Annotated in this window: 23 protein-coding genes, 1 pseudogene and 1 riboswitch; of the genes and pseudogenes, 14 read left to right on the top strand and 10 right to left on the bottom strand. The window is 69.4% G+C overall.

The window, feature by feature from the left end; genetic code table 11:
* Positions 1-108 precede the first annotated feature (108 nt).
* The 12 genes from rpsB (at position 109) to ACFY1E_RS23090 (ending at position 12,028) form a co-directional block, all read left to right on the top strand.
* A complete protein-coding gene (gene rpsB / locus ACFY1E_RS23145) occupies positions 109-990 on the top strand; it encodes a 30S ribosomal protein S2 (RefSeq protein WP_389078942.1) in 882 nt (293 codons plus the stop codon).
* A 156-nt stretch (positions 991-1,146) separates the two neighbouring features.
* On the top strand, positions 1,147-1,983 hold the full coding sequence (gene tsf / locus ACFY1E_RS23140; RefSeq protein ID WP_389078941.1) for a translation elongation factor Ts: 837 nt from the start codon (positions 1,147-1,149) through the stop codon (positions 1,981-1,983).
* A 193-nt stretch (positions 1,984-2,176) separates the two neighbouring features.
* A complete protein-coding gene (gene pyrH, locus ACFY1E_RS23135) occupies positions 2,177-2,938 on the top strand; it encodes a UMP kinase (RefSeq protein WP_030943206.1) in 762 nt (253 codons plus the stop codon).
* A 147-nt stretch (positions 2,939-3,085) separates the two neighbouring features.
* The gene (frr, locus tag ACFY1E_RS23130) at positions 3,086-3,643 is read left to right on the top strand and encodes a ribosome recycling factor (RefSeq protein ID WP_030943211.1); all 558 of its coding nucleotides are present in this window, start codon (positions 3,086-3,088) and stop codon (positions 3,641-3,643) included.
* Entirely contained in the window at positions 3,643-4,779 is a 1,137-nt protein-coding gene (locus ACFY1E_RS23125) for a phosphatidate cytidylyltransferase (protein ID WP_389078938.1), read from the top strand. Before frr ends, ACFY1E_RS23125 begins: the two co-directional genes overlap by 1 nt.
* A gap of 141 nt (positions 4,780-4,920) precedes the next feature.
* Entirely contained in the window at positions 4,921-5,370 is a 450-nt protein-coding gene (locus ACFY1E_RS23120) for an SRPBCC family protein (protein WP_389078937.1), read from the top strand.
* 196 nt (positions 5,371-5,566) lie between these two features.
* Positions 5,567-5,968 carry a hypothetical protein gene (locus ACFY1E_RS23115; protein ID WP_389078935.1) on the top strand — a complete coding sequence of 134 codons (402 nt, stop codon included), beginning with the start codon at positions 5,567-5,569 and terminating at the stop codon, positions 5,966-5,968.
* Between the two features lie 166 nt (positions 5,969-6,134).
* Positions 6,135-7,241: a 23S rRNA (adenine(2503)-C(2))-methyltransferase RlmN gene (gene rlmN, locus ACFY1E_RS23110; protein ID WP_389078932.1), complete on the top strand. Its 1,107-nt coding sequence runs from the start codon at positions 6,135-6,137 to the stop codon at positions 7,239-7,241.
* Positions 7,242-7,264: 23 nt separating this feature from the next.
* Positions 7,265-7,372: riboswitch (TPP riboswitch) on the top strand.
* Positions 7,373-7,459: 87 nt separating this feature from the next.
* Entirely contained in the window at positions 7,460-8,539 is a 1,080-nt protein-coding gene (locus tag ACFY1E_RS23105) for a thiamine ABC transporter substrate binding subunit (RefSeq protein WP_389078930.1), read from the top strand.
* 44 nt (positions 8,540-8,583) lie between these two features.
* On the top strand, positions 8,584-10,185 hold the full coding sequence (locus ACFY1E_RS23100; RefSeq protein ID WP_389079291.1) for an ABC transporter permease: 1,602 nt from the start codon (positions 8,584-8,586) through the stop codon (positions 10,183-10,185).
* Entirely contained in the window at positions 10,186-11,220 is a 1,035-nt protein-coding gene (locus ACFY1E_RS23095) for an ABC transporter ATP-binding protein (RefSeq protein ID WP_389078927.1), read from the top strand.
* Positions 11,221-11,230: 10 nt separating this feature from the next.
* On the top strand, positions 11,231-12,028 hold the full coding sequence (locus tag ACFY1E_RS23090) for a maleylpyruvate isomerase family mycothiol-dependent enzyme (protein ID WP_389078925.1): 798 nt from the start codon (positions 11,231-11,233) through the stop codon (positions 12,026-12,028).
* A gap of 61 nt (positions 12,029-12,089) precedes the next feature.
* On the opposite strand, the gene ACFY1E_RS23085 is transcribed toward ACFY1E_RS23090, so the two are convergent.
* From ACFY1E_RS23085 to ACFY1E_RS23045, 9 genes and pseudogenes are all read right to left on the bottom strand, one after another.
* Entirely contained in the window at positions 12,090-12,779 is a 690-nt protein-coding gene (locus ACFY1E_RS23085) for an LAETG motif-containing sortase-dependent surface protein (protein ID WP_389078922.1), read from the bottom strand.
* Between the two features lie 162 nt (positions 12,780-12,941).
* Positions 12,942-14,063 carry an LOG family protein gene (locus ACFY1E_RS23080; protein ID WP_389078921.1) on the bottom strand — a complete coding sequence of 374 codons (1,122 nt, stop codon included), beginning with the start codon at positions 14,061-14,063 and terminating at the stop codon, positions 12,942-12,944.
* 50 nt (positions 14,064-14,113) lie between these two features.
* Positions 14,114-14,227: pseudogene (locus ACFY1E_RS23075) on the bottom strand (IS5/IS1182 family transposase); the annotation flags it as partial.
* 113 nt (positions 14,228-14,340) lie between these two features.
* The gene (locus ACFY1E_RS23070; RefSeq protein WP_389078920.1) at positions 14,341-14,817 is read right to left on the bottom strand and encodes a hypothetical protein; all 477 of its coding nucleotides are present in this window, start codon (positions 14,815-14,817) and stop codon (positions 14,341-14,343) included.
* A 195-nt stretch (positions 14,818-15,012) separates the two neighbouring features.
* Positions 15,013-15,420 (bottom strand): VOC family protein, encoded by a 408-nt coding sequence (locus tag ACFY1E_RS23065; protein WP_389078917.1) that lies wholly within the window; start codon positions 15,418-15,420, stop codon positions 15,013-15,015.
* Positions 15,421-15,517: 97 nt separating this feature from the next.
* On the bottom strand, positions 15,518-16,978 hold the full coding sequence (locus ACFY1E_RS23060; protein ID WP_389078915.1) for a hypothetical protein: 1,461 nt from the start codon (positions 16,976-16,978) through the stop codon (positions 15,518-15,520).
* On the bottom strand, positions 16,960-17,700 hold the full coding sequence (locus ACFY1E_RS23055; RefSeq protein ID WP_389078912.1) for an ABC transporter ATP-binding protein: 741 nt from the start codon (positions 17,698-17,700) through the stop codon (positions 16,960-16,962). The genes ACFY1E_RS23060 and ACFY1E_RS23055 overlap by 19 nt, the downstream gene beginning before the upstream one ends.
* Before the next feature lie 198 nt (positions 17,701-17,898).
* On the bottom strand, positions 17,899-19,263 hold the full coding sequence (locus ACFY1E_RS23050; protein WP_389078910.1) for an aspartate aminotransferase family protein: 1,365 nt from the start codon (positions 19,261-19,263) through the stop codon (positions 17,899-17,901).
* A 19-nt stretch (positions 19,264-19,282) separates the two neighbouring features.
* On the bottom strand, positions 19,283-19,801 hold the full coding sequence (locus ACFY1E_RS23045; RefSeq protein ID WP_389078908.1) for an Lrp/AsnC family transcriptional regulator: 519 nt from the start codon (positions 19,799-19,801) through the stop codon (positions 19,283-19,285).
* A 175-nt stretch (positions 19,802-19,976) separates the two neighbouring features.
* Here ACFY1E_RS23045 and ACFY1E_RS23040 point away from each other — a divergent pair, with 175 nt between their 5' ends.
* Together ACFY1E_RS23040 and ACFY1E_RS23035 are read left to right on the top strand one after the other, a co-directional pair.
* The gene (locus tag ACFY1E_RS23040) at positions 19,977-21,425 is read left to right on the top strand and encodes a gamma-aminobutyraldehyde dehydrogenase (protein WP_389078906.1); all 1,449 of its coding nucleotides are present in this window, start codon (positions 19,977-19,979) and stop codon (positions 21,423-21,425) included.
* Between the two features lie 138 nt (positions 21,426-21,563).
* Positions 21,564-22,754, top strand: a complete 1,191-nt coding sequence (locus ACFY1E_RS23035) for a spermidine/putrescine ABC transporter substrate-binding protein (RefSeq protein ID WP_389078903.1) — start codon at positions 21,564-21,566, stop codon at positions 22,752-22,754.
* Between the two features lie 31 nt (positions 22,755-22,785).
* Here the strand turns inward: ACFY1E_RS23035 and ACFY1E_RS23030 are convergent, their stop codons facing one another.
* Entirely contained in the window at positions 22,786-23,451 is a 666-nt protein-coding gene (locus ACFY1E_RS23030; RefSeq protein ID WP_389078901.1) for a YceI family protein, read from the bottom strand.
* Between the last annotated feature and the right edge of the window lie 30 nt (positions 23,452-23,481).

Raw genomic sequence — 23,481 nt, 5'->3', positions numbered from 1 at the left:
TCGGTGTCAGCGCCTCTCGGTCCCTCGTGGCAAGGCGCATCGCGGGCGTCAGGCGCGGGAGCCGTCCGGTCCCCGCGGCACAACCGAGAAACTCAAGGAGATACGGCCATGGCCGTCGTCACGATGCGGGAGCTGCTGGAGAGCGGCGTCCACTTCGGTCACCAGACCCGTCGCTGGAACCCGAAGATGAAGCGCTTCATCTTCACCGAGCGCAACGGCATCTACATCATCGACCTGCTCCAGTCGCTGTCGTACATCGACCGCGCCTACGAGTTCGTCAAGGAGACCGTCGCCCACGGCGGCACGGTCATGTTCGTCGGTACGAAGAAGCAGGCGCAGGAGGCCATCGCCGAGCAGGCCACCCGCGTCGGCATGCCCTACGTCAACCAGCGCTGGCTGGGCGGCATGCTCACCAACTTCTCCACCGTCTACAAGCGTCTGCAGCGCCTCAAGGAGCTCGAGCAGATCGACTTCGAGGACGTCGCCGCTTCGGGTCTGACCAAGAAGGAGCTTCTCGTGCTCTCGCGCGAGAAGGCCAAGCTGGAGAAGACCCTCGGTGGTATCCGCGAGATGCAGAAGGTGCCCAGCGCCGTCTGGATCGTGGACACCAAGAAGGAGCACATCGCGGTCGGTGAGGCCCGGAAGCTCAACATCCCGGTCGTCGCGATCCTCGACACCAACTGCGACCCGGACGAGGTCGACTACAAGATCCCGGGCAACGACGACGCGATCCGCTCCGTCACCCTGCTCACCCGTGTGATCGCCGACGCGGTCGCCGAGGGCCTCATCGCCCGTTCCGGTGTTGCCACCGAGGGCAAGGAGAAGGCCGCGGGCGAGCCGCTCGCCGAGTGGGAGCGCGACCTGCTCGAGGGCGAGAAGAAGGCCGACTCCGAGGAAGCCGCCGAGAAGCCGGCCGAGGCCGCTGCCGAGGCCCCCGCGGCTGAGGCTCCGGCCGCCGAGGCTCCCGCCGCGGACGCCGAGCAGGCCTGACCCGTCAGCGTCAGAGGTTGACGGCGGGGGCGGCGTGAAGTCCGCCCCCGCCGTTCACCCGTAGGTCAGCGGCGAGTCAGCGGCCCCCGGCTACATGGGGGCCGTAGACCCCGTAGATCTTCGATCTTCCAGACTTCGAGAAAGATTCACAGACTCATGGCGAACTACACCGCCGCCGACGTCAAGAAGCTTCGTGAGCTCACCGGCGCCGGCATGATGGACTGCAAGAAGGCGCTGGACGAGGCCGAGGGCAACGTCGACAAGGCCGTCGAGGCGCTCCGCATCAAGGGCCAGAAGGGCGTCGCCAAGCGCGAGGGCCGCTCCGCCGAGAACGGCGCCGTGGTCTCCCTCATCGCCGACGACAACACCTCCGGTGTCCTGGTCGAGCTGAAGTGCGAGACGGACTTCGTCGCCAAGGGCGAGAAGTTCCAGGCCGTCGCGAACGCGATCGCCGAGCACGTCGCCAAGACCTCCCCGGCCGACCTCGAGGCCCTGCTCGCCTCCGAGATCGAGGCCGGCAAGACCGTCCAGGCGTTCGTGGACGAGGCCAACGCCAACCTCGGCGAGAAGATCGTCCTGGACCGCTTCGCGCAGTTCGCCGACGGTTTCGTCTTCTCCTACATGCACCGCACCATGCCCGACCTGCCCCCGCAGATCGGTGTCCTGGTCGAGCTGGACAAGGCCGACGCCGAGCTGGCCAAGGGCGTCGCCCAGCACATCGCCGCCTTCGCGCCGAAGTACCTCTCCAAGGAGGACGTGCCGGCCGAGGTCGTCGAGTCCGAGCGCCGCGTCGCCGAGGAGACCACCCGCGCCGAGGGCAAGCCCGAGGCCGCCCTGCCGAAGATCGTCGAGGGTCGCCTCAACGGCTTCTTCAAGGACGCCACGCTGCTGGGCCAGCCGTACGCGCTCGACAACAAGAAGTCCGTCCAGAAGGTCCTGGACGAGGCCGGTGTCACCCTGAAGCGCTTCACGCGTATCAAGGTCGGCATCTGAGTCCGTGCCGCGATCGGCGTCTCGGCCCGATAGGGTCGAGTGCAGCCGTCCGGCCGTCCGGCCGTCCGGTACGCACGCGCGTGACGGACGACAGCAGATCTGACGAGGAGGCCATTGCCGAGCATGGGATGCCAACACCCCAGCGGCAATGGCCTTCTTCGTATGTGCAACACGTGAAAGAGGCGGGATCTCCATGACCACCACCAAGCCCCAGAAGAGCGACGACGGCAAAGTACGCGGCCGGTTTCTGCTGAAGCTGTCCGGTGAGGCCTTCTCCGGCGGCGGGGGCCTGGGAGTGGACCCGGACGTGGTGCACAAGATCGCCCGCGAGATCGCGGCCGTCGTGCGGGACGGGGCGCAGGTCGCGGTCGTCATCGGCGGCGGCAACTTCTTCCGCGGCGCCGAGCTGCAGCAGCGCGGCATGGACCGGGCCCGCTCCGACTACATGGGCATGCTCGGCACCGTGATGAACTGCCTCGCCCTCCAGGACTTCCTGGAGAAGGAGGGCATCGACAGCCGGGTGCAGACCGCCATCACCATGGGCCAGGTCGCCGAGCCGTACATTCCGCTGCGCGCCGTGCGGCACCTGGAGAAGGGCCGGGTCGTCATCTTCGGCGCCGGTATGGGCATGCCGTACTTCTCCACCGACACCACCGCCGCCCAGCGCGCCCTGGAGATCGACGCCGAGGCGCTGCTGATGGGCAAGAACGGCGTGGACGGGGTCTACGACTCCGACCCCAAGCGCAACCCGGACGCCGTCAAGTTCGACTCCCTCGGCTACGGCGAGGTGATCACCCGCGACCTGAAGGTCGCCGACGCCACCGCGATCACGCTGTGCCGCGACAACAAGCTCCCGATCCTCGTCTTCGAGCTCCTCGCGGAGGGCAATATCGCCCGCGCCGTCAAGGGTGAGAAGATCGGCACGCTTGTGGGTGACCACGGCAGCCGGGACTGACCAGCAACACCCACGGACCCTGACCGGGGGATGGACAATGTCCCGCAGGTCGGGAACCGTGCAGGAAGAAGACGCGACGCAGCCGGCCGCCGCCCCCACGCTTATGGAACAGCAGCCGGGCCTACTCAAGACACGCAGGAGCAAGTGGTGATCGAAGAGACCCTCCTCGAGGCCGAGGAGAAGATGGAGAAGGCCGTCGTGGTCGCCAAGGAGGACTTCGCCGCGATCCGCACCGGTCGTGCGCACCCGGCGATGTTCAACAAGATCGTGGCCGACTACTACGGCGCGCCGACGCCGATCAACCAGCTGGCTTCGTTCTCCGTGCCGGAGCCGCGCATGGCGGTCGTGACCCCGTTCGACAAGACGGCGCTGCGCAACATCGAGCAGGCGATCCGCGACTCCGATCTGGGCGTCAACCCGAGCAACGACGGCAACATCATCCGGGTGGTGTTCCCGGAGCTGACCGAGGAGCGCCGTCGCGACTACATCAAGGTCGCCAAGGGCAAGGCCGAGGACGCACGCGTGTCCATCCGCTCCGTGCGCCGCAAGGCCAAGGACGCCATCGACAAGCTGATCAAGGACGGCGAGGTCGGCGAGGACGAGGGCCGCCGTGCGGAGAAGGAACTCGACGACTCCACCCACAAGTACGTGGCTCAGGTGGACGAGCTCCTGAAGCACAAGGAAGCGGAGCTGCTCGAGGTCTGATGAACGACTCTTCCTGGGGAACGCCGCCCCACACCGGGTCGCAGGCGGGGTACTGGGGGCCGTCCGACCAGGGACCTGTCCAGGGGGCTGCCCCGGCGGGTCCCGCGTACGATGCGCCCAAGGCGCAGCAGACTCGCCCCATGCCCATCGTGCCCGAGGTACCCGCATACGGCGGTGACCAGGATGACGACCGGGGGGCCGCTCGGCTGAGCGGTCCCTTGTTCCGCGACGAACCCCCTCACCCGCCGCCCTACCCGGCGGCGCAGCAGAATCCGGAGCCCATGCCCGACGCCCCGCAGCCGGCGCCCCGCCCGCAGAAGAAGAGCGCGGGCCGCGACCTGGGCGCGGCCATAGGGGTCGGTGTCGCGCTCGGTGTGGTGATCATCGCTTCGTTGTTCATCGTCAAGGCCGTCTTCGTCGGTGTCGTCGCGGTCGCCGTCGTGGTCGGCCTGTGGGAGCTGACCAGCCGCCTCCAGGAGCGCAAGGGCATCAAGGCGCCCCTGGTTCCGCTGGCACTCGGCGGGGCGGCGATGGTCGTCGCGGGATATGTGCGGGGCGCCGAGGGCGCCTGGGTCGCCATGGCACTCACGGCGCTCGCCGTCCTCGTATGGCGCATGACGGACCCACCGGAGGGCTACCTCAAGGACGTCACGGCGGGCGTCTTCGCGGCCTTCTACGTGCCCTTCCTCGCGACGTTCGTGGCATTGATGCTGGCGGCCGGGGACGGGCCGTGGCGGGTGCTGACCTTCCTGCTCCTCACCGTGGTGAGCGACACCGGCGCGTACGCCGTCGGCTGGCGCTTCGGGAGCCACAAGCTGGCCCCGCGCATCAGCCCCGGCAAGACCCGCGAGGGCCTGCTCGGTGCGGTCACGTTCGCGATGGTGGCGGGCGCGCTGTGCATGCAGTTCCTGATCGACGACGGCGCCTGGTGGCAGGGCCTGATCCTCGGCCTCGCGGTCGCGGCCAGCGCCACTCTGGGAGACCTCGGCGAGTCGATGATCAAGCGGGACCTGGGCATCAAGGACATGGGCACGCTGCTGCCGGGGCACGGCGGCATCATGGACCGGCTGGACTCGCTGCTGCCCACGGCGCCGGTGGTGTGGCTGTTGATGGTGCTGTTCGTGGGGTCCGGCTGACCTGCGGTGACATGTGGAGCCCCCGCCCCTACGAGGGCGGGGGCTCCAGGCTTTTCGGACGATGGCGCGCCGGTCGGCCGAGTGGGACGATTCCGATGTAAGCCCTCAAAGGGGATCTCCCGAACCCGAAGAGGAGGCGCCATGTCCACCATCCATGAGGAGTTCGACGTGGACTGCCGTCCCGAGGACGCCTGGGCGTACATCATCGACCCCTCCCACATGCCGGAGTGGCAGCTGAGTGCGGTCGCCACCGAACAGCTCGACGACCGCCCCTTCGGACTCGGATCCCGGGTCCGCGTCACCCGCCATGTGGGCCGCCGCGACATCCCGATGACCATGGAGTGCACCCAGTTCGAGCCGCAGCGCTCCTGGACCGTGCGCGGGATCGACGGCCCGGTCAGGGGCAACTTCCACGGCGAGATCACGCCCATCGACGACGGCCGCCGTACCCACGTCACCATGGACCTCGACTTCGAGGGACACGGCATCGGCAAGATCCTGCTCCCGCTGGTCGTCCGCCCGCAGGTCCGCAAGGAGATGCCGCGCAACGAGCAACTGCTCAAGGACAAGCTGGAGCACACCACCGCCTAGGCAGGCCTTTTATCCGTCCCCGGCTTCCTGGAGGGCTCCCTGAGCCCGGAGAACTGGCAGTGATCCGGCATCAAAAGGCCCCCGACCTGCACCAGCGGCGTGGATCGAGGGCCTGTGCCGCTTGCGGATGGCGGATGGCGGATTCCAACGGGGAACTCGCTTGCGGTTCCTCCCGGACCTGCGGTGATACTCAGCCATGAGCAGAATCGCCGAGGTCATCGTGCTGGCCGGCAATGCAGAAGAGGTCATGGAACCGCTGACCCGGCCCGACCCCAACCGTAAGTGGTCTGGACAATTCGCCGCTGCCGGGCATGGCTGGGTCGCCGAGTTCGTGCGACGGAGTAGCTGGGTCGGACTGCTGGATGACCTGGAGTCGCAGCCGTGGCCCTCCCCGCACTCCGTACAGGTACTGATCCACGACGAGGAAGATGACTGCTTCGGCCTGTGGATGATGCACGACGGCCGACTGGTGGAGGTGCCGCTGCCGCGCACCAGTCGCTACTTCTGGCCAAACCACTACACGGGCGAAGTCGATTCGGACTGCCCCGGCATTCTCATGCGCACGGACAGGCCCGACGGCTCACCCGAAGGAGACTGAGCGCCGGCCATCACACTGCCCTGTCCAGGCAGGCCGCCCCGGGCTGCGGTACAGCATGCTCTGACCTGCGGGAGCCTGATGTTCACCATGGTCACGACCACCAACGACAGGTGCCCCGGCCCGCAGCCCCAGGTCACCCAATTGGATCTGCGACACTGGTACAGCCATGCCTAAGCCCGGAGAACTCACTTTCGTCGCCCCCCGCGGAGCCAAGAAGCCGCCGCGGCATCTTGCCGATCTCACGCCCGCCGAGCGCAAGGAAGCGGTGGCCGAGATCGGCGAGAAGCCGTTTCGTGCCAAGCAGCTGTCGCAGCACTACTTCGCGCGGTATGCGCACGACCCGGCGGAGTGGACCGACATCCCGGCCGGTTCGCGCGGCAAGCTGCAGAAGGCGCTGCTTCCCGAGCTGATGACGGTCGTACGGCATCTGTCGACCGACCAGGGGACGACGCGCAAGACCTTGTGGCGGCTGTTCGACGGGACGCTCGTCGAGTCGGTGCTGATGCGCTACCCGGACCGGGTGACCATGTGCATCAGCTCGCAGGCCGGCTGCGGGATGAACTGCCCGTTCTGTGCGACCGGGCAGGCCGGGCTCGACCGGAATCTGTCCACCGCCGAGATCGTGCACCAGATCGTGGACGGGATGCGGGCGCTCAGGGACGGAGAGGTGCCCGGAGGGCCTGCGCGGCTCTCGAACATCGTCTTCATGGGGATGGGTGAGCCGCTCGCCAACTACAAGCGGGTGGTCGGGGCCGTCCGGGCGCTCACCGATCCCGCCCCCGACGGGCTCGGGCTGTCGCAGCGCGGCATCACCGTCTCGACCGTCGGCCTTGTGCCAGCGATCCACCGGTTCGCCGACGAGGGCTTCAAGTGCCGGCTCGCCATCTCGCTGCACGCGCCGGACGACGAGCTGCGCGACACCCTCGTCCCCGTCAACACACGGTGGAAGGTGCGCGAGGTCCTCGACGCCGGGTTCGAGTACGTCGAGAAGAGCGGGCGGCGGCTCAGCATCGAGTACGCGCTCATTCGCGACATCAACGACCAGGCGTGGCGCGGTGACCGGCTCGGGCGGCTGCTGCGCGGCAAGCCCGTGCACGTCAACCTCATCCCGCTGAACCCGACACCCGGCTCGAAGTGGACCGCCTCCCGGCCCGAGGACGAGAAGGCCTTCGTCGAAGCCATCGCCGCGCACGGTGTGCCGGTGACGATCCGGGACACCCGGGGGCAGGAGATCGACGGGGCCTGCGGCCAGCTCGCGGCCACCGAGCGGTAACCTGAGCCCGTACGTACATCTTCATATTCCGACAGGGGAGCGCCACAGCGCTGAGAGTGCGGCAACCGGGCCGCAGACCCTCTGAACCTTGCCCAGGTCATTCTGGGTAGGAAGTTCGGTCTTCACTCGAGCTGTTGCGCCCTGCCCGGGAGCCGGCGGACTTCTCCGGCGGTCCCGGGCAGGGCCGCGTCTCTTCCTGGTCAGCCAGGAGGAATTCAGTGCACACCAAGACGTTCGTGGCCGCCGCGGTCGGCCTCGGTCTCGTCACGTTGTCCGCGTGCGGTTCGTCGTCGTCCGGCAGCGCGGGCTCCGGCGGCTCCAAGACCGTCACCCTCGTCAGCCACGACTCGTGGGCCGTCTCGAAGAGCGTCCTCGCGGACTTCGAGAAGCAGTCCGGATACAAGGTCAGGGTCCTCAAGAGCGGCGACGCCGGGCAGGCCGTCAACAAGGCCATCCTCACCAAGGACAACCCGCAGGGCGACGTCTTCTTCGGCGTCGACAACACCCTGCTCTCGCGGGCGCTCGACAACGGGCTGTTCCAGTCGTACGAGGCGAAGGGCGCGGACCGGATCCAGGCGCAGTACCGGGTCGACCAGGCCAAGCACCGGGTCACCCCGATCGACTCCGGTGACATCTGCGTCAACTACGACAAGGCGTACTTCAGCAAGCACAAGCTGGCACCGCCCCAGTCGTTCGACGATCTCGTCAAGCCCGCGTACAAGAACCTCCTCGTCACCGAGAACGCCTCCACCTCCTCGCCCGGCCTGGGGTTCCTGCTCGGCACCGCCGCCAAGTACGGCGACGACGGCTGGCAGGGCTACTGGAAGAAGCTCAAGGCGAACGGCGTGAAGGTCGTCGACGGCTGGGAGCAGGCCTACAACGAGGAGTTCTCGGGGTCCGCGGGCGGCAAGAAGGCCAAGGCGGACCGACCGCTCGTCGTCTCCTACGCCTCCTCACCGCCCGCCGAGGTCATCTACGGCAACCCCAAGCCGAAGACCGCGCCCATCGGAACGTCGTACGGCACCTGCTTCCGGCAGATCGAGTACGCCGGGCTGCTCAGCAACGCCGGGAACACCAAGGGCGGGAAGGCGTTCATCGACTTCCTGGTCGGCAAGGAGTTCCAGGAGGACATGCCGCTCAACATGTTCGTCTACCCGGTGATCGAGGGCGCCAAGGTGCCGCCGGAGTTCGTGAAGTACGGACAGCCGGCCAAGGACCCCGAGACCATGACCCCGAGCAGGATCGCCGCCAACCGTGACCAGTGGGTCAAGTCGTGGACGTCACTCGTACTGAAGTAGCCGTCCGCCATAGGCGCACGGGGAGCGCGGTGCGGCTCGGCCTGATGGCCGTGCCGGTCGCGTTCTTCGCCGCCTTCTTCGCCTGGCCCGTCGCCGCCATCGTGGCGCGCGGGCTCAAGGTCGACGGGAAGTGGCAGTTCGGGCGGATCGCGGACGTCGTCACACAGTCGGACATCCGGCACGTCCTGTGGTTCACCACCTGGCAGGCGCTCGCCTCCACGGCACTCACGCTGCTGGTCGCGCTCCCCGGCGCGTATGTCTTCGCGCGCCTCGACTTCCCCGGCAAGCAGGTGCTGCGGGCCGTCGTCACCGTCCCCTTCGTGCTGCCGACGGTCGTGGTCGGTACGGCGTTCCTGGCGCTGGTCGGGCGCGGGGGACTGCTCGACGAGCTGTGGGGCGTACGGCTGGACACCACCGTGTGGGCCATCCTGCTGGCGCATGTCTTCTTCAACTACGCCGTGGTCGTACGGACCGTCGGCGGCCTGTGGGCGCAACTCGACCCACGGCAGGAGGAGGCGGCGCGGATGCTGGGCGCGTCGCCGCTGCGGGCCTGGCGGAAGGTGACCCTGCCGGCGCTCGGGCCCGCCGTCGCCGCCGCCGCGCTGATGGTCTTCCTGTTCACCTTCACCTCCTTCGGCGTGGTGCAGATCCTCGGCGGCCCGGCCTTCTCCACCCTCGAGGTCGAGATCTACCGGCAGACCTCGGAGATCTTCGACCTGTCCACCGCCGCCGTGCTCACGATCGTCCAGTTCGTCGCCGTCGGCGCGATCCTCGCCGTGCACGCCTGGACCGTACGGCGGCGGGAGAGCGCCCTGCGGCTGGTGGACGCGAACGTCACGGCGCGGCGGCCGCGCGGGGCCGGGCAGTGGGCGCTGCTGGCCGGGGTCCTCGCCACGGTCCTCGTGCTGCTCGTGCTGCCGCTGGCCGTGCTGGTGCAGCGGTCCCTCGGCGCCTCCGGCTTCGGCTACTACCGGGCGCTGACCCACGACGACGGCGGGACCTTCCTCGTACCGCCGATCCAGGCCGTCGGCAACTCGCTCCAGTACGCCCTCGCCGCGACCGCGATCGCCGTGGTGATCGGTGGTCTGGCCGCCGCGGCGCTCGCGCGCCGGGACGCGGGCCGGCTGGTCCGTGGCTTCGACGCGCTGCTGATGCTGCCGCTGGGCGTCTCCGCCGTGACCGTCGGCTTCGGGTTCCTGATCGCGCTGGACAAGCCGCCGCTGGATCTGCGCAGTTCATGGATCCTGGTGCCGCTCGCGCAGGCGCTGGTGGGCGCCCCCTTCGTCGTACGGACCATGCTGCCGGTGCTGCGGGCCGTGGACGTGCGCCTCAGGGAGGCGGCGGCCGTGCTCGGGGCGTCGCCGTGGCGGGTGTGGCGGGAGGTCGACCTGCCGATGGTGCGGCGGGCGCTGCTGATCGCGGCCGGGTTCGCGTTCGCGGTGTCCCTGGGGGAGTTCGGGGCGACCGTGTTCATCGCGCGGCCGGACAACCCGACGCTGCCGGTCGCCGTGGCGCGGCTGCTGGGCCGGCCGGGCGATCTCAACTACGGCCAGGCGATGGCCCTTTCGACGATTCTGATGGTGGTGTGCGCGGTGGCGCTGCTGGTCCTCGAGCGGCTGCGCACCGACCGGAGCGGGGAGTTCTAGATGCTGCTGAGCCTTGAGGACGCGACCGTACGGTTCGGCGGGCGGGCCGTGCTCGACGCCGTCGGCCTCGATGTCGCCGAACACGAGATCGTGTGCGTGCTCGGGCCCAGCGGCAGCGGCAAGTCGACGCTCCTGAGGGCGGTTGCCGGGCTCCAGCCCCTGTCCTCGGGGCGGGTGCTGCTCGACGGACGCGACCAGTCGGGCGTGCCCGCGCACAAGCGGGAGGTGGGCCTGATGTTCCAGGACCACCAGCTGTTCCCGCAGCGGGACGTGGGCGGCAACGTCGCCTTCGGGCTGCGCATGCACGGCGCCGGGCGCCCTCAACAGGACGAGCGGGTACGGGAGTTGCTGGACCTCGTCGGGCTGCCGGGTGCCGTACGCCGGGCCGTCGCCTCGCTCTCCGGCGGTGAGCAGCAGCGCGTCGCACTGGCCCGTGCGCTGGCGCCGCGCCCACGGCTGCTGATGCTGGACGAGCCGCTCGGCCAGCTCGACCGCTCGCTGCGGGAGCGCCTCGTCGTCGAACTCCGGGAACTCTTCGGGCGGTTGGGGACCACCGTCCTCGCCGTGACGCACGACCAGGGCGAGGCCTTCGCGCTCGCCGACCGGGTCGTGGTGATGCGGGACGGGCGGATCGCCCAGTCCGGTACGCCACTGGAGGTGTGGCAGCGTCCCGCGGACGAGTTCGTGGCCCGGTTCCTCGGCTTCGACAACGTGGTCGAGGGCATGGTGAGCGGCGAGGCCGCGGACACCCCCTGGGGCAAGCTGCCGGTGCCCCAGGACGCCCCGCAGGGCACGCGCACACTGCTCGTGCGGCCCGCCGGAGTCCGGCTCGTCCCCGCCGACGAGGGCCTGCGCTGCACCGTGGCCGCACGCACCTTCAAGGGCACCCATGTCGCCGTACAGGTGCAGCCGGAGGAGGCACCGCGGCTCGAGGCGGCGGTGGCGCTGCGGGAGGCGCCGGAGGTAGGCGACGCGGTCGGGGTGGAGTTCGACGCGGCGGAAATCGTGGTGCTCGGTGGAGGACATCCCGCATAGGGTGCGCGGGATGACACTTCTTGAGCATGATCGCTACTGCGACGAGATCGCCCACCAGGTGGAGCAGTTGAGGGCGGTGGTGACGAGCGGCGCCGATCTGACCGCGACCGTGCCGACCTGCCCGGACTGGACCCTGGAGATGCTCGTCCTGCACATGGGCGGAGCCCTGCGCTGGTCGGGGACGCTGGTGCGCACCCGGGCGCAGGAGAACATCCCCGACGAAGACGTGCCGCGCGGCGACGGCCCCGAGGCCACGGGTGACGCCGCCGCCCTCGACGCCTGGCTTGCCGAGGCCGGCGAGCTGGCGGTGGCCGCGCTGCGCGAGGCCGGGCCCGACGCGAAGGTGTGGGGCTGGGCGGAACCCCAGACCGCCGGCTTCTGGGCCCGTCGCATGGCCCACGAGATCACCGTGCACCGCGCCGACGCCACGCTCGCCGCGGGCCTGCCGTACGAAGTGGCCCCCGACATCGCCGCGGACGCGATCGACGAGTGGCTGGAGATCGTGGAGTACATCCAGCGCACGAACCCGCACGAGGCCGCCAAGGAGCTGCGGGGATCCGCCCGCAGTATCCATCTGCATGCCACCGACACCGGGCCCGGGCTGAACGCCGAGTGGATCGTGGAGATCGGGGAGGACGGCGTCGGCTGGCGCCGCGGCCATGAGAAGGCGACCGTAGCCCTGCGCGGACCGCTCACCTCCGTATTGCTGGCCTTCTACCGCCGACTGCCCCTGGACAGCCCGGAGCTGGAGATCCTCGGCGACCGGGAGCTGCTGGAGTTCTGGCTGGAGCGGGCGAGCTTCGGCTGAACGACCGCGGCCCGTCCCCCGGGATACGGGGACGGGCCGCGGTGTTGTTCTGCGGGAGGCGTCAGCGGCTGCTGTTCGCCCCACGACGGCGCATGCCGAAGAAGACGGCGCCGCCGCCGACCACGACCAGCGCGCCCGCGATACCGGCGATCAGGCCGGTGTTGGAGTTCGCACCGGTCTCGGCGAGGTTGGAGTCACCGGCGGCCGGGGACGGGGCGTTGGACGAGGTGTCCGCCGGGGGAGTGCTGTCCGAGGCGGACGGGGTCGGGGACTCCGAGGCCGGGGTGGAGGCGGACGGGGTCGGCGTCGGCGAAGCCGGCGGCGTGGTCTCGTCCTTCGAGCAGCCCTCGGACGGAGTCGTCAGGCTTGGCGTGATGTCCTTGTCGACGATCAGGTGTTCCTTGTCGCGCCCGGCCTGCACGCGGATGCGGTACTCGGCGTTCGGCGACCAGTTCTCGTCGAAGGTGATGGTGACACCCTCGCGGGAACCGGTGACGTCCTTCGAGCCGACCGTCTTCACGTCGGCACCGTTGTTCTCCAGGTACACGGTGACCGTGGCGGGGGTACCGGAGGCATCCTGGTCGGTGACCGTGATGACGCCCTTGCTGCCGACGCACTTGGCTTCGGCGGAGAACTCATTGATGTTGCAGGCGAGCGCGGAGCCCGCGGCGCTCAGGGCGAGCGCGGAGGACGCGGCGGCGACGCCCAGGATCTGCACGGAACGACGTGCGGTACGGCGAGATATGGACACGTTTGCCCTTCACGGGAGGTGCAACTGCGGGGGGCTGACGAGGAACGTGACGCGACTGTGGAGGTGAAGCCTCACACTCCCCAGGAGACTCAAAGGTTTATAAGCGTTCGATAAGGAGTGTCAATGCGCAGGCGTACCAGGGTCATTGACTTTACACTCTTATTAACCGCCGAGACGTTTCAGCGCCGCCGGAGCCTCCTCGATACGGTCAACGAGGGCTATACGGGACTCCATCGAGCGTTCCCGGGCGAGTGACTGCAAGAGGGGCCAGGTCGGCAGGTGCTCCGTCCAGTGCGTGCGGTCGACGAGCACCATGGGTGTCGGTTCGCCGCGCGACTCGTAGTAGTTGGGCGTCGCGTTGTCGAAGATCTCCTGTACGGTCCCGGCGGCGCCCGGCAGGAAGACCACACCCGCGTTCGAGCGGGCCAGCAGACCGTCCTCGCGGGTGGCGTTGGCGAAGTACTTGGCGATGTGCGAGGCGAAGGGGTTCGGCGGCTCATGGCCGTAGAACCAGGTGGGGATGCCGATCGAGTGGTTGCCCTTCGGCCAGCGGGTGCGCACCTCGAAGGCGGCGCGGGCCCACTCGGTGATCGAGGGCATGAACGACGGTGATTTCGCGAGGAGTTGGCAGGCCTCCTCCAGCATGCCGTCCTCGTACGGTGCCGCGTAGGCGCCCAGGTTCGCCGCTTCCATGGCGCCCGGACCGCCGCCGGTCGCGACCACGAACCCGGCGCGGCTCAGCTCGCGGCCGAGACGCGCCGCCCCTGCGTACGCGTCCGTCCCGCGCGCCATCGCATGGCCGCCCATCACGCCCACCACCCGTGCCCCGCGCAGCAGTTCGTCGAGGGCGTCGGAGATCGAGTCGTCGTGCACGGCACGCAGCATCGAGGCGAATATGTCGCCGTCGGCCTTGGTGCGCTGGAACCAGGCGTAGGCGAGGGCGTCCGGTGTCTGCTCGTACCCCTTCTCCAGGGAGGCGAACAGCTCGCCCGGTGTGTACAGGTGCCCGCGGTAGGGGTCGAAGGGCAGATGCGGGACGGGCGGAAAAACCAGCGCCCCGTCGGCGCGGACCTTCGCCGCCGCCTCCTCCCGCATCCGGCAGCCGAGGAAGACCGCTTCGGCGGTGTCGGTGGTGAGCAACTCCCTTGTACGGTCCGTCAGATCGACGGCCTGTACCCGGTAACCGGCGAGGGTGCCGCGGGCCGACACCGTCGCGTCGAAGTCCTCCAGCGTCTCGATCTCACGCTCGTCGTGGTGGGCCGCATGGGCCGGGCTCGTCTGCACGGGCCCATGCTAGGCACGCCGTTCCTCGAAGGTTTCCGTCGGCGGCCCTCTGCCTGTCCGGCGGTGTGGAGGAAAACCAGAGGCCGGCCGCGGCCACCGGTGGCCAGGTGGATCTTGGTGGTCAGTCCGCGGCGGGACCGTCCAAAGGCATGGTCGTCGGGTTCGCCGACCAAGGGCCCCTTTCTGCGGGCCTCGGTCGCCGTGGCGCCGCGCAGGACACAGGGTTTGCCCAGGACAGCGCAGTGTCGCTGCGCGACGTCCCGGCACTCCGGGAACCTCACGTCATCGGATCTTCGGGCGGCTCAGAGGGCGACCACTGTGACGGCAACGCCTCCGGGTCCGCATCAGCGTCGACCCTCACCCACGGCAGTTCCTCGAACTGCGCGATGATCCGGCTCCAGCCACCGCTTCGCGCTTCGCCGGTGGGAGCCGTATCGTCCAGCCAGATCTCCGTGCCCGGCGGAAGGTCCTCCGGCCCGCGCTCGGTGCCGATGACGAGGACGAACTCGGGGTCATCAGGACTGCTCCGGCAGTAGTACGTGTCCCCGTCGCGCCAAGCTTCCAGGGCGAAGTCTGCAAGGATCGCGCGCCCGTGGCGGCCCTCGGGAAAAAGCAGAAGGAGAGTGTCGCCCCGCACGGGCACGTCCGTGTCAGACACACGGCCGGCCAACGCCTTGATGGAGACGGCGGGCTCGACCTGGAGACCGAAGCCAGTGCGGTGCGATCCCGTCACGGTCACGATGTGGTAGGGCACGCCGTATCTTCCCACCCTGTCGTCGGTACCTCGTTCTGAGGTATTTGGCTCGCTCGGCGCGGCTGGAGATGTCTGTCTCCCAGCCGCGCCGGGCGGTCAAAGGCACCGGAGGAGCTCCAGGAGGTGGCACCGGTGGCGGTGGCGGCAAGGGCGCAATTGGCGTACAGCGATGGGGGAGCGGGTCCCGCGGCGGCGTCAGCCCTGGACCGCCGCCGGGTCCATCCACACGACCTCCCAGCTGTGGCCGTCGAGGTCGTCGAAGGAGCGGCCGTACATGTAGCCGTGGTCCTGGACGTCGTCGTTGGCGGTGCCGCCGGCCGCGACCGCCTTGCCCACCAGTTCGTCGACGTTCTCGCGGCTCTCGGCGCTCAGACAGATCAGCACCTCGCTGGTCTTCGTCGAGTCCGCGATCTCCTTCTTCGTGAAGTCCGCGTACCGCTGCTTGCTGAGCAGCATCGTGATGATGGTGTCGCTGATCACGACACAGGCGCAGTCGTCGCCGCTGAACTGCGGGTTGATCGTGTAGCCGAGCTCCGTGAAGAACTTCTTCGACGCCTCGACGTCGTCGGTGGCCAGGTTCACGAAGATCATCTGCTGGTACATGTGAGGTCTCTCCCATCGGATGCGTGGCGTTCGCAGGGGTAGACGGGAGGCCCGCACGGAACTCATCGGTTCCCGGGAAATTTCTTCGTACGAGTTCTCAGCGGGCCAGCGGCAGGGCCGCCAGCTCCGCCACGATCAGGGTCAGCGGGACGAACAGGGCGAGCAGTGCGCCCACCCGGAGGGCGGCGGCGCTGCGCAGCATCGCGGCGGGGGCGCCGAGGCGCAGCAGGGCTGCCGTGGTGTCGGCCCGGGCGTGCTTGGCCTCCACGGCCGCGGTGAGCAGCGTGGCGACGGTGCAGCCGGACACCAGGAGCGTGCCGAAGGTGGTGAGCGGCCCGAAAACGGGGGTGCTCGTTTCGTACAGGGCGGCCATGGCGTAGGTGCCGGAGCCGACCGCGCAGACGATGCCGAGGGGGCGGCCGATGCGGGTGGCCTCCTCCATGAGGACGCGACCGGACAGCAGCCGGAGGGCGCCGGGGCGTCCCGCCTGGAGGAGGCGGCCGCACAGATACACGAGGCCGGGGCCAGCGACGGCGAGGCCGAGGGTGGTGAGCACCCAGCCGAGGAGGACCGCGGGGGCGCCGGTGGCAAGGCCGCCGGGGAGGCGGGGTGCTGGGGTGGCCGAGGCACGGGTGGCGTAGGCCTGCACGGCCAGGCCCGCGGTGAGGACGGCGACGCCCCAGGGGAGGCCTGCGGGGACGGTGCTGGGTGCGGGGGAGTGGTCAGGAGAGGGGTTCGGCTGAGCAGCGGCCGAGTCGTCGCCGAGGGGCGGTGTTGTGGGGGTGGGTTCGCTTGCCCGCGCGTGCGGGGTGCCGCCTGCGCCCACCTGTGCCGCCCAAGCGGCACGACTGCCCGCAGGCTGGGGTGGCGGAGTGCCGCCCGTCTTCGGCTCGGGAGCCGCGCCGCCGGTACGGCTGTCCGTGGGCCGGGTACGGGAGCGTGCGCCGAAGCGGCCGTACGTCCCGAAGGTCTCCCGTGCCACCGTCCGGCCGTATGCCCCGAAGCGGCCGTAGTGCCGTGCCACCGCCCGTGCCGCGGCCGGCCTCGCGTCGCGTGGGAGGAGGACGAGCGCCACCGTCACCGACGCGGTCGCCGGGATCAGCGCCAGCAGGGTGAGGGCCGCGGGGACGGGCAGTGGCTGGTCGGCGGCCAGGAACACCGAGGCCGCGCCGTCGAAGGGGGTGCCTGTGAGGTCGCCGCGGAGGTCGACGAAGACGAGGAGGGCCAGCAGCGAGCCCAGCGTGCAGGACAGAGCCGTCGTCGTGGCCGACACCGCCATCAGACGGAACGGGCCCAGCCCGATGGCCGAGAGGCCTCCGCGGGGTTTCGTGCCGGGGTCGGTGCGGGCCACCGCCACCGCGAAGTGAACGGTGGCGGCCAGCGGGGTCAGGCACAAGGCGAGACGGAGGGCCGAGCCGCTGGGGTTGCCCGGATGGCTCATCGCGTAACCGAGGGCGCACAGCAGGAGGAAGCCCGTGCCGGCCGCGGCCACCGCCACCAGGAGGCGGCGCAGCTGTACGGCCGGGTGGGCGCCGCGGGTCAGACGGAGAGCGAGCACGGGGCCCGGCCTTCCGTCTCGGCCACCGGCGGCAGGTGGACCGTGTTCACACAGCGGCCGTCGAGGAGCGACAGCGTACGGTCGGCGATGGCCGCGGTCTCCTGGTCGTGGGTGGCCACGACGACCGTGATGCCGTGCGAACGGGCCGCCGTGGTGAGCGTACGCAGGACGTGGGCGCGGTCGGCACGGTGCAGGGGGGCGGTGGGCTCGTCGGCGAAGAGGACGGTGGGGCCCAGGGCCAGGGCCCGGGCGATCGTCACGCGCTGCCGCTCGGACTGCTTCATCTCGTGCGGGCGCCGGCGGGACAGGTCGCCGACGTCGAGGCGTTCGAGCCACTCCAGGGCGGCCGTCCGAGCGCGCTCGCGGCTGGTGCCGCGCAGCATCAGCGGGAGGGCGGCGTTCTCCCAGGCGTTCAGTTCGGGTACGAGCACGGGGGCCGGGTCGATCCAGCCGAAGCGGTCGCGGCGCAGCCGCTCCCGGGCCGGCTGGGCCATGGTGTGGACCGGCACGCTGTTGAACCAGACCTCGCCCCGCTGGGGCGTCACCAGGCCCGACAGACAGCGCAGCAGGGTCGTCTTCCCGCTGCCCCGGGGGCCGCTGACGGCGAGGATCTCGCCCTCCCGGACGCCGAACGAGACGCCGCTGAGCGCGGGCGAGCCGTCACTGTGCTGGAAATGCAGTGAGCGTGCCCAGAGCACGTCGTTGTCCGGCGGGGCCTCCATGGGCGTACACCTCGGTTCGGATCTGTGGTTCCCGTGATCTTTGTTCCCCCGTGCGGGGGAACGAGGACAGGGCCGATCGGTTACCAGGCACGCTAAGGAGCGGGGGCGCCGACGCCGGACAGCACGCGGCCCGGGGTGCACCCTTCTCACTCGAACGGGTGCACCCCGGGCCGTATAAACGGCTGAACCGCCGGGAGGTCAGAGCTTCGTCCAGGCCTCCGTCAGCGTGGCGCGCAGGATCTGCTCGATCTCGTCGAAGGTCTGCTGGTCGGAGATCAGCGGCGGGGCGAGCTGGATGACCGGGTCGCCGCGGTCGTCGGCACGGCAGTACAGGCCGTTGTCGAACAGGGCCTTGGAGAGGAAGCCGTACAGGACGCGCTCGGTCTCCTCGTCGTTGAAGGACTCCTTGGTGGCCTTGTCCTTCACCAGCTCGATGCCGTAGAAGAAGCCGTTGCCGCGGACGTCGCCGACGATCGGCAGGTCGTGCAGCTTCTGCAGGGTGGAGAGGAAGGCACCCTCGTTGTCGAGCACGTGCTGGTTGAGGCCCTCGCGCTCGAACAGGTCGAGGTTGGCGAGGCCGACCGCGGCGGAGACCGGGTGGCCGCCGAAGGTGTAGCCGTGCAGGAAGGTGTTGTCGCCCTTGTAGAACGGCTCGGCCAGGCGGTCGGAGACGATGCACGCGCCGATCGGGGAGTAGCCCGAGGTCATGCCCTTGGCGCAGGTGATCATGTCCGGGACGTAGCCGAACTTGTCGCACGCGAACGTGGTGCCGAGGCGGCCGAAGGCGCAGATGACCTCGTCCGAGACCAGCAGCACGTCGTACTGGTCGCAGATCTCGCGCACGCGCTGGAAGTAGCCGGGCGGCGGCGGGAAGCAGCCGCCGGCGTTCTGCACCGGCTCCAGGAAGACCGCGGCGACCGTGTCCGGGCCCTCGAAGAGGATCTGCTGCTCGATCTGGTCGGCGGCCCAGCGGCCGAACGCCTCCGGGTCGTCGCCGTAGATCGGCGCGCGGTAGATGTTGGTGTTCGGGACCTTGTGCGCGCCCGGGACCAGCGGCTCGAAGGGGGCCTTCAGGCCCGGCAGGCCGGTGATCGACAGGGCGCCCTGCGGGGTGCCGTGGTAGGCGACCGCACGGGAGATGACCTTGTACTTGGTGGGCTTGCCGACCAGCTTGAAGTACTGCTTGGCGAGCTTCCAGGCGGTCTCGACCGCCTCGCCGCCACCGGTGGTGAAGAAGACCTTGTTCAGGTCGCCCGGGGCCTCGTCGGCGAGGCGCTCGGCCAGCTCCACGGCCTTCGGGTGGGCGTAGGACCACACCGGGAAGAACGCCAGCTCCTGCGCCTGCTTGAAGGCGGTCTCGGCGAGCTCCGTGCGGCCGTGACCGGCCTGGACCACGAACAGGCCCGCGAGACCGTCGAGGTAGCGCTTGCCCTTGTCGTCGTAGATGTAGGTGCCCTCGCCGCGCACGATCGTCGGCACGGGGGAGTTCTCGTACGAGGACATGCGGGTGAAGTGCATCCACAGGTGGTCGTACGCGGTCTTGCTGAGGTCCTTGGAGCTCACGGTTATCGGGTCCTCACGGTTATCGGGTTCCCCACATGTATGTCTGCTTCTTCAGCTTCAGATAGACGAAGCTTTCGGTGGAGCGCACGCCGGGCAGCGCCCGGATGCGTTTGTTGATGACGTCCAGCAGGTGGTCGTCGTCCTCGCAGACGATCTCGGCGAGGATGTCGAACGAGCCCGCGGTCATCACCACGTACTCGACTTCCGACATGTCAGTCAGCGCTTCGGCGATCTTCTCCACGTCGCCCTCGACGTTGACGCCGACCATCGCCTGCCGGCGGAAGCCCACGGTGAGCGGGTCCGTGACGGCGACGATCTGCATCACGCCCTGGTCGAGCAGCTTCTGGACGCGCTGGCGCACGGCCGCCTCGGACAGGCCCACGGCCTTGCCGATCGCGGCGTACGGCCGGCGGCCGTCCTCCTGGAGCTGTTCGATGATGGCGAGGGAGACGGCATCCAGATGGGGACTGCCGTTCCTGGACTCGCGGGACGAGTCCCTTTGCTCTGCGCTTCGACTGGCCACGACCTCACTGTGCACGACGTCTCGACGGTTCCGCAAGGGCAGACCGATGAAATTCGTTGTTTACATGAGCGAGACCTGCGGATTTCGCAGCCTTGGTGCGACTGGGGGTGTTGAAAACGTGGGCGATCGGATTAGTGTGGGTGTCTCATTCAATGGACACGTTGGATCACTCGAACCTGGAGGGTCGGCAGTGGGCACCGAGCTGGGACGGCTGCGCAAGCTACAGAACTACATCGCCGGTGAGTTCCGGGACGCCGCCGACGGACGGACCACCGAGGTGGTCAACCCCGCGACGGGCGAGGCGTACGCGACCGCGCCGCTGTCGGGTCAGGCGGACGTGGATGCCGCCATGGCCGCGGCCGCCGCTGCCTTCCCGGGCTGGCGCGACACGACCCCGGCCGAGCGGCAGAAGGCCCTGCTGAAGATCGCGGACGCCTTCGAGGAGCGGGCCGAGGAGCTCATCGCGGCCGAGGTGGAGAACACCGGCAAGCCGATCGGGCTCACGCGGTCCGAGGAGATCCCGCCGATGGTCGACCAGATCCGCTTCTTCGCGGGCGCGGCCCGGATGCTGGAGGGCCGCTCGGCCGGTGAGTACATGGACGGGATGACGTCCATCATCCGCCGCGAGCCGGTCGGCGTCTGCGCGCAGGTCGCGCCGTGGAACTACCCGATGATGATGGCCGTGTGGAAGTTCGCCCCGGCGATCGCGGCGGGCAACACGGTCGTGCTCAAGCCGTCGGACACCACTCCCGCGTCGACCGTCCTGATCGCCGACATCATCGGGTCGATCCTGCCCAAGGGCGTCTTCAACGTCATCACCGGCGACCGCGACACCGGCCGGCTGATGGTCGAGCACCCGACCCCGGCGATGGCCTCCATCACCGGCTCCGTGCGGGCGGGCATGTCGGTCGCCGAGTCGGCGTCCAAGGACCTCAAGCGGGTCCACCTGGAGCTGGGCGGCAAGGCGCCGGTCGTCGTCTTCGAGGACACCGACATCGCCAAGGCCGTGGAGGACATCTCCGTCGCGGGCTTCTTCAACGCCGGCCAGGACTGTACGGCGGCCACCCGCGTCCTCGTCCAGGAGGGCATCCACGACGAGTTCGTGGCGGCGCTCGCGAAGGCCGCGGCCGAGACGAAGACCGGGCAGCCGGACGACGAGGACGTGCTGTTCGGCCCGCTCAACAACCCCAACCAGCTCAAGCAGGTGGCCGGCTTCATCGAGCGGCTGCCCGCGCACGCCAAGGTCGAGGCCGGCGGTCACCAGGTCGGCGACAAGGGCTACTTCTACGCGCCGACCGTGGTCTCGGGCCTGAAGCAGGACGACGAGATCATCCAGAAGGAGGTCTTCGGTCCCGTCATCACCGTCCAGTCCTTCACGGACGAGGACCAGGCCGTGGAGTGGGCCAACGGCGTCGAGTACGCGCTCGCCTCGTCGGTGTGGACCAAGGACCACGGCCGTGCGATGCGGATGTCCAAGAAGCTGGACTTCGGCTGCGTGTGGATCAACACGCACATCCCGCTGGTCGCGGAGATGCCGCACGGCGGGTTCAAGAAGTCCGGCTACGGCAAGGACCTGTCGGGGTACGGGTTCGAGGACTACACGCGGATCAAGCACGTGATGACCTCGCTGGACGCCTAGTTCCTAGGGCGTGACGCGGCCCCGGACGGATCAACCACCGTCCGGGGCCGCGCCGTTCGACAGGGTGTCCGGCCCGTGCGGGCGCACTCGACGCTGCGTCGATTGTCGGCGTACAGGCAGGGACGGCATGCTGCGCCCATGCCCCTCACGCCGAAGACCTCCGCCCCCTCCCGTCGGTCCCTGCTGCGCGCGCTGGGCGGTGGTGCGGTGTTCGGCGGTCTGGCCGGCTGCGGGGTGCCCGCCGCGTATGTGCGGCCCGGTGACCGTGCCGTCGCTGATCTGTCCGCCCGCGACAAGCGGCTGAGCTGGGCGAACTGGCCGCTGTACATCGACACCGACGACGACAACCCGAACCGGCGGCCCACGCTGGAGGCCTTCGAGAAGCGCACGGGGATCTCCGTCGAGTACACCGAGGAGATCAACGACAACGACGAGTTCTTCGGCAAGATCAGCCCCGCTCTGATGAACCATCAGCGCACCGGCCGCGATCTGATCGTCATGAGCGACTGGATGTGCGCGCGGTTCGTGCGGCTCGGATGGGTCCAGGAGATGGACCGGGCCGGGCAGCCGAACGTGGCCGAGCACCTTGACCCACAGCTGCGTTCGCCCGCCTTCGACCCGGGCCGCAGGTACTCGGTGCCGTGGCAGTCGGGCATCACCGGCATCGCGTACGACCGCAGCCGGCTCGGCCGCGAGATCCGCCATGTCTCGGACCTGTGGGCGAGCGACCTCAAGGGGCGGGTGACCCTGCTGTCCGGCCTGGACGAGGCGTTCGCGCTGCTGATGCAGGGCAACGGCGTCGACATCACCAGGTGGAGGGCGGCCGACTTCCACAAGGTCTGCGACCAGGTCGAGAAGTACGTCGCGCAGGGCCACATCCGCCGCTTCACCGGCAACGACTACACCAAGGACCTGGTCAGCGGCGACGTCCTGGCCTGCCAGGCGTACTCCGGCGATGTCATCCAGCTGCAGGCCGACAACCCGCACATCCGCTTCGTCGTGCCCGAGGAGGGCGCGGAGCTGTGGGCCGACTCCCTGATGATCCCGGACCGCGCGGCGCACAAGAGGAACGCCGAGCGGCTCGTCGACTACTACTACGCGCCCGAGGTCGCCGCCGAACTCGCCGCCTGGGTGAACTACGTCTGCCCCGTCCCCGCCGCGCAGGACGTCCTCGCGGCCGCCAAGGACAAGGACACCGCGGCCCTCGCCGAGAACACGCTGATCTTCCCGGACGCCGAGATGCGCAAACGGCTCGTGATCGCCCGGGACATCACGTCGACGGAGCGGGTGGAGTTCGCGAAGAGGTGGAACAGGATCGTGGGGTTGTGAGGCGCGGGGGCGGGCAGCGGCACCGCCCCGGTCAGGCGGGCAGGGTGCGGATGGCGGCGATGTCGAACTGGAGGCGTACCTTCTCGCTCACCATGGCGCCGCCCTCCGCCAGCTTCTGGCTGTACGTCAGGCCCCATTCGGAGCGGTTGATGGTGGTCGTGCCGTCGAAGCCCACCCGCTCGTCCCCGAACGCGTCGACGACGTGCCCGATGTAGGTGAGCTCCAGGTCGACGGGGCGGGTGGTGTTCTTGATGGTGAGCTCGCCGTTCATGCGGTAGACGTCGGGCTCCACGAGCTGGACCGTCGTACTGACGAAGCGCATCCGCGGATGGTTCGCCGCATCCAGGAAGTCACGGCCGATCAGATGCGCGTCGCGCTGTTCCACGCCGGTGTCGACGGACGCCGTGGACAGGACGATCTCGGCGCGTGAACGGGAGGGATCGCGGCCGTCGAAGTAGAGCCGGCTCTGGTACTCGGTGAATGCCCCGCGCACGGTGGTCACCATGGCGTGGCGGACGGAGAAACCGATACGGCTGTGCGCCGGGTCGATCACCCACTCTCCGGTCAGCGCCGCGAGAGCGGGGTCCGGGCGGTTCGCTGTGGGGGCGAACGCCGGGGGACCGAGGGGGCGTTGCGGGGCGGTGGCGGTGGGGGGAACCGGGCGGCGCAGGGACGCAGCACGGGTGAAAAGGTTCATGATTCACGTACCTACGTCATGACAAGAACG

This window comes from Streptomyces sp. NPDC001604 (genome assembly GCF_042893475.1).
In the GTDB taxonomy this organism is placed as follows: domain Bacteria; phylum Actinomycetota; class Actinomycetes; order Streptomycetales; family Streptomycetaceae; genus Streptomyces.
The sequence above is the reverse complement of the archived record's forward strand: the minus strand, read 5'-3'. Positions and strand labels throughout refer to the sequence as shown.